Origin of the sequence: Streptomyces sp. NPDC096040 (assembly GCF_040303265.1) — a bacterium.
In the GTDB taxonomy this organism is placed as follows: domain Bacteria; phylum Actinomycetota; class Actinomycetes; order Streptomycetales; family Streptomycetaceae; genus Streptomyces.
This window is the reverse complement of the sequence record NZ_JBEOTA010000085.1, coordinates 1-3207: the sequence shown is the minus strand read 5'-3', so window position 1 is coordinate 3207 and position 3207 is coordinate 1. Positions and strand designations below refer to the sequence as shown.

Annotated in this window: 3 protein-coding genes; 1 reads left to right on the top strand and 2 read right to left on the bottom strand. The window is 62.2% G+C overall.

Annotated features, from left to right (window positions below; all coding sequences use genetic code 11):
• On the top strand, positions 1-1085 hold a 1085-nt coding region (locus tag ABTY98_RS42035), incomplete at its 5' end, for a tyrosine-type recombinase/integrase (RefSeq protein WP_352226452.1).
• A 15-nt stretch (positions 1086-1100) separates the two neighbouring features.
• Here the strand turns inward: ABTY98_RS42035 and ABTY98_RS42030 are convergent.
• Complete coding sequence (locus ABTY98_RS42030; RefSeq protein ID WP_352226451.1) at positions 1101-2183, bottom strand: AlbA family DNA-binding domain-containing protein; 1083 nt, start codon at positions 2181-2183, stop codon at positions 1101-1103.
• A gap of 36 nt (positions 2184-2219) precedes the next feature.
• Positions 2220-3207 (bottom strand): IS630 family transposase (locus ABTY98_RS42025; RefSeq protein WP_352226450.1); only part of this gene is annotated, 988 nt, incomplete at its 5' end.

Sequence of the window (3207 nt, the reverse complement as noted above, 5' to 3'; positions counted from 1 at the left end):
CCTACGTCACACCGCCCGCGACTGGCGAAGGTCCCTGGCCGCCCTCGGCCTCACCGGATGAATCCGGACAGACCTCGATCATGCAAGGGACCCTGCTTGCCTTCCGGTGGGCGGTCATTCCCAAGAACGCAGAACTTGACCCGCCGGAGGAGCTTGAAGACGCCTACGGTTGGATCTCCAAGAAATCACTTCTCGTCTCCTCGCTGGAAGACCCGAAGATTCTCCGTGATGTTCAGTATCGGATCTCCTTCAAACTGGACGGCACCCCAGCGGCGGGGGAGACCTCCCGTCGGCGTCGGCGCGCGCTCAATACGGCGGTTGAATACGCCATCGAGCGCAAGCTTCTGACGGAGAATCCACTCACCGCCCTCAAGAAGGTGAAGAGTTCCTCATCGGACCGTGTGGACCCTCGTGTTCTCGTGAACAAGACGCAGGCTGCTCAACTCCTCGCGTCGGTCTCGTACGTTGGGACATGGGACCGCAAGAAGGGCCGGCGCCTGGTGGGCTTCTACGCGGTCATGTACTTCGCGGGGCTCCGCCCGAGTGAGGCTGTGGGGCTCAGAAAGGCTGATTGCTTCCTCCCAGAAAAGGGGTGGGGCGTTCTGACGCTCCATGACACGCGCCCCGTGTCTGGCAAGCAGTGGACAGACAGCGGAGAGCGCCACGACAAGCGCGGGTTGAAGTCGAGGGAGGCCAAGGAAGACCGCCCGGTCCCGATTCCCCCGCCGCTCGTGGCCATGCTCCGCGCCCACCTGAAGGAGTTCGGCACGGCCAAAGACGGGCGGCTCTTCACGAACGAGCGGGGCGGTCTCGTGGGGAGCAGTACCTATTGGCGCGTGTGGCGGGACGCTCGGGAGTACGCGCTCTCGCCGGACCTTCAGGCGTCCATCCTCGGGGGGCGGCCGTACGACCTGCGGCACACCTGTATCACAACGTGGCTGAACGCCGGTGTGCCCGTGGCCGAGGTTGCGCGTCGGGTCGGCAACTCGCCCGAGGTGATCCATCGCGTCTACGAGGGGTGCATCTACGGCCAGGAAGAAGTAATGAACAATAAGATTGAAAGGGAGCTTGACTGGCCTGTCTGAGGATCTGTCAGCGGACTATTCCGGTATTTGGCCGCGCCGCAGGAGGGCGCGGCCAGCCGCCAGCGTGGAGTGGATTGCGGGAGCGGTAATAGGGATGGACCCCTCGCCTCGTCGGCGCACGATGCTGATGAAAGCACCTTCCACTTGGCCATCCACCACAGCGCCGTGAACCAGGAAGGGCTTCAGTTCCTCAGGCTGCGGGGGAACGTGAAGGAACAAGATCCCTTTCCCATCGGTTGCGCAGCACTCGATGTCCAAGAGGTCGGGCGGCGGGTAGAGATGGTTCTCTAGGGCGCTCTGATATCGGCGCAGTGTTCTACCGTCGACGGGGACGGGGTGAATGCTATGGATCAGCTCTCCGCCTGGAACCTTCTTTCCCTTCATGCCGACCACAACAATCCCGCCGTGCTCGGCATTGGCGAACCTTGAAACGGACTGTGCAATAGAAATCTTTCCTTGCGTCGAGTCAAGGTCGTAGTGGCAGCTCTTCACGTCGAGCCAAGGCCCTTCAGGCTGTCCCACCAAAACATCTGCATGTCCGGCTCTGAGGAGGTCCAGCGTAGTCTCGCGTGTGAGGTGGCCGCTTGCGAAAGCATCAAGCAGGGCGATCGCCCCCCGGCCGATCTCATACAGATCCTCCACGGTTCTCAGTCGGAGACTGCATTCGATATCGAATTCCCAGACCCAGGGAGATGTCACCTGGCTGCCGACCATTTCTATGTTCTGCAGTGTTGCCCTGTGGCGGGTAAGGAAAGGGCGCAGGGCTGAGCGGTACAGCGGATCTGGGGAACCCTCGTCGTCGTCCTCGTGTGCCTTGGTGACCACCTGGACGCGCACGAGCAATCTGCCTTGATGCTCAAGGAAGCTCACTGGGCCAGGAGGGCTGTACTCATAGTCGAACTCGTCATAGTCACCTTCTACGACGTAGACCTCCTCGCCATCGGGCAGGCCGCTCGCAAGGGCCGTTCGGAAGTCGGTTGCCTTGATGGACGTCAACTCTGCTACGTGGAGGGTGAAACCTACGTCGCGGTAGACCCTCTCCGTGTCTCCGAAGATCAGGCTCTCGTTCTGCCTGTCGTAGCTGATGGTTCTCTGCAACCAAACCCCTCCTAGTGTCTCGTGATCCTGATTGTGTTACTTCGAGTTGTTATTGACGAGTTTCTTCACGCTGGTCTGGACGAGTCGGACCTTGACGTGGATCTCGTCGGCGGTTGCGGTCCAGGTGAAGGGTTTCGCGTTCTCGTTCCAGGAGTTGATGTAGTCGCGGATCTGTTTGACCAGGACGTTGACGCTTGCGAACGTGCCGCGGCGGATGGACTGCCGGGTGATGATCCCGAACCAGATCTCGATCTGGTTCAACCATGAGGACCCGACGGGGGTGAAGTGGAAGTGGACGTGCGGGTTCTTCGCCAGCCACGCCTTCACGTCCGGGGTGGTGTGCGTGGAGAGGTTGTCCAGGACGACATGGATCTCCTTTCCCGCGTGCGGCTTGACGGCCTTCTTCAGGCACGCCAGGAAGCTTGCTCCGTTTCGGTTCGGCTTGCACTCGCCCAGCACTTCACCGGTCGTGACGTTCAGCGCGGCGAACAGGTTCGTGGTGCCGTGCCGCACATAGTCGTGAGTGCGCTTCTCGGTGGCCGCGAAAGCCACCGGCAGCACTGGCTGGGTTCGGTCCAGGGCCTGCACCTGGGTCTTCTCGTCGATCGACAGCACCACGGCGCCACCGGGCGGGGCCAGGTACAAACCGACGACATCGGCGACCTTCTCCGCGAACGCCGGGTCTTTCGAGATCTTGAAGGTGCCCGAGCGGTGTGGCTTCAGATTCTCCTCACGCCAGATGCGGGCGACGTAATGCCACGACACCGAGACGCCCTCCCGCCGCTTCAGATGGTCGGCCAGCGTCCGCGTCGACCAGTGCGAGAGCCCGGATTCCGCCGGCGGGGACATCCTCGTCAAAGCGATCACCCGGGCCCGCACCTGCGGCGGCACCTGGGTACGCGGCCCGCCGCGGCGCTTCTCCTCCAGACTGAGGTTCCGACTTGTATGGCTGTAGCGGAACGCGGTCGAGTTGGCCGCTCGTAGCGTCTCCGTAGGACGCCGGAACGGATGGCTCGTGAGGTTC